The sequence below is a fragment of the uncultured Cyclobacterium sp. genome (assembly GCF_963976465.1).
Taxonomy (GTDB): domain Bacteria; phylum Bacteroidota; class Bacteroidia; order Cytophagales; family Cyclobacteriaceae; genus Cyclobacterium.
Window position 1 is genome coordinate 1 of record NZ_CAXBOC010000644.1, and the last position, 2,524, is coordinate 2,524.

Annotated in this window: 2 protein-coding genes; both read right to left on the minus strand. The window is 41.1% G+C overall.

What is annotated here, in order from left to right; genetic code table 11:
* The coding region (locus AAC037_RS23365) for an ABC transporter permease (RefSeq protein ID WP_339906024.1) at positions 1–2,207 on the minus strand (2,207 nt) is incomplete at its 3' end.
* Between the two features lie 48 nt (positions 2,208–2,255).
* On the minus strand, positions 2,256–2,524 hold a 269-nt coding region (locus tag AAC037_RS23370; protein WP_339906026.1), incomplete at its 5' end, for an ATP-binding cassette domain-containing protein.

The window sequence follows — 2,524 nt, forward strand, 5'->3', positions numbered from 1 at the left end:
AAAAAGGAAAGGGAGACCAATAAGAGAAAATCTTTGGTCAACATGGCAATCACCTGTAAGACAGATGCTCCCAGTACTTTCCTAATCCCAATTTCTTTGTATCGCTGTTCGGAGGTATAAGTAACCAGACCAAAAAGACCTAAACAGGCAACTACTATGGTCAGCAGTGCAAAACCATTTAAAACCTTCCCCATATTTTGTTCCGTTTGATAAGCCCTTTGATAGGATTCATCCATAAGGGAAAAGCCAAAAGGTTCTGCAGTACCGAAAGAATTCCACAACGATTGGGTCTCCGCGATTAAAGCCTTCATGTTCAATGGTTTGGCTTTCACGATCAAGCCACCATACGGCCTGTAGTACATCAACAAAGGTTCTATGGGTTGATGCAAAGATTTAAAGTGAAAGTCTTTTACCACCCCTATTACTGTACTTGTATGGGTCCCATCTGAGATGGTTTTTCTTATTGGATCTTCTCCAAATCCAAAAACCTCAACTGCCGTTTGGTTAATGATTACATTGGATGAATCAGCGCCGAAATCTCTTGAAAAATTTCTTCCTGCAACCATTTCCATTTCCATTGTAGGAATATAGTTTTCGTCAATATTGAACACTGGCATCCGCCGATTAAATTGACCATTAATGTAAATCTGTGTCACATTATTGTCCGAAGGGCCTGCTGGCACAAAGGAAGACTGGGTGACAGCGCTTACTTTGGGATTTTTCATCAACTCATTTTTGAATGCCTCTTGGTTATTTTCCAACAGATAGGCATCCCTAATGACCAGAATTTGGTCTCTATCATAGCCCAGGTCTTTGTTTTGAATATAGTTCATTTGCTGATTGACCACCAAGGTCGCCAATATCAGCCCTGCCGAAATCACAAATTGAAACACCACCAATGCACTTCGAAAGCTTTTATTTGATCCTCTGGACACACCATTGGTTAAACCCTGAATGGCCCGAAAGGAAGACAAATAAATGGCCGGATAGCTTCCTGCTAACAGACTTATCAGTAAAGTAAATACTGGCAAAGCCAATAGCAGCTGAGGCTGCAAAAAGTAGGACAATTCAAGTGCTTTCCCAGAAAACTCCACATAAAATGAACGTGTTAGAATTATGAAAACCACTGCAAGGAGCATGGCTACTGTACTTGCGATAAAAGCTTCGGAAATAAATTGGTAAAAAAGTAATTGTTTATCAGCGCCCAATACCTTTCGAATTCCCACCTCTTTCGCTCTCTTGGTGGCTGTAGCGGTAGAGAGGTTGATAAAATTAACGCATGCTATCGATAGCATAAACAGGGCTATGGCACTGAAAATATAAACATACTTTATGTCCCCTCCCTCTTCCAATTCACTGTACGAGGCATTGTCGGAATGTAAATGAATATCCCCGAGCGCTTGTAAGGCAAAACCAAGCTGATTTTCTCTAGTAAACTCCTCAAAGGAGACGCCCATTTCTTCTTGCATGGAAGGCCCCATATTTTTCGCAATCAAAGCCTGTAATTTTATTTCCAATGCTTTGGAGTCAATGTCTTCTTCTAATAGAAGGTAGGTAAAAAAGTTTCCTTTAAACCATGATGTGCTTTTTGCTTCAGGAAATCCAGTCATTGAAGCAAAAATTTCAAAGTGAAAATGAGAATTTTCCGGAACATCAGCTACCACTCCTGTGATGACAAAAGGTTGTCCCTGATCTTCCAAATAAAACGTTTTACCACTTACTGAGGAAGTCCCGAAAATCTTCAAAGCAAGGGATTCACTTATCAGGGCTGAATAAGGTTTTTCCAAAGGGTTGGTTACGTTTCCTTCGATTATAGGTAAACTGAAAATTTGGAAAAAATTAGGATCCACAAAGGCAAACCTCCCATCTCTAAAGGTCTGCTGACCGACAGTGATCTTTGGAGTTCCTAACCTTCGAATTCTAGTTGCATCCAATACTTCGGGAAAGTCACTCTTTGCCGCTTGAGCGACCGGGGCCATCACCACCCCTTCTTTTATTTCCTCACCATTTACCTCGGCTCTGAAAACAATCCTTGCAATCTGATCTACCTTATCATTGTACCGATCATAGCTCAATTCATCCAGCACAAAATGAGAGATAATGACACAGGACGCGATGCCCAAAGCCAACCCAACAGTATTGATGGAAAAAACGGCTTTGTTTTTCAGAAGGCTTCGCCAGGCTATTTTAAGGTAGTTTTTAAACATTTTTGAAGGATTATCAGGGATTAATATATCATGGTATTTGAATAATAATCACAATGCTGCACCAATGGCCCTATTTTGACTTTCGGTGACAATTTGTCCATCAAAAAGATTAACCACCCGATGAGCAAAGTGTGAGTCATGGGCCGAGTGGGTCACCATTACGATAGTAGTTCCTTCCTGATTAAGTTCTGTGAGCAAGTTCATAACTTGCAAACCATTTTTTGAATCCAGGTTACCTGTAGGTTCATCTGCCAGTATCAATTTCGGTTTGGTTACCACTGCCCGTGCGATGGCCACCCGTTGTTGCTGACCTCCAG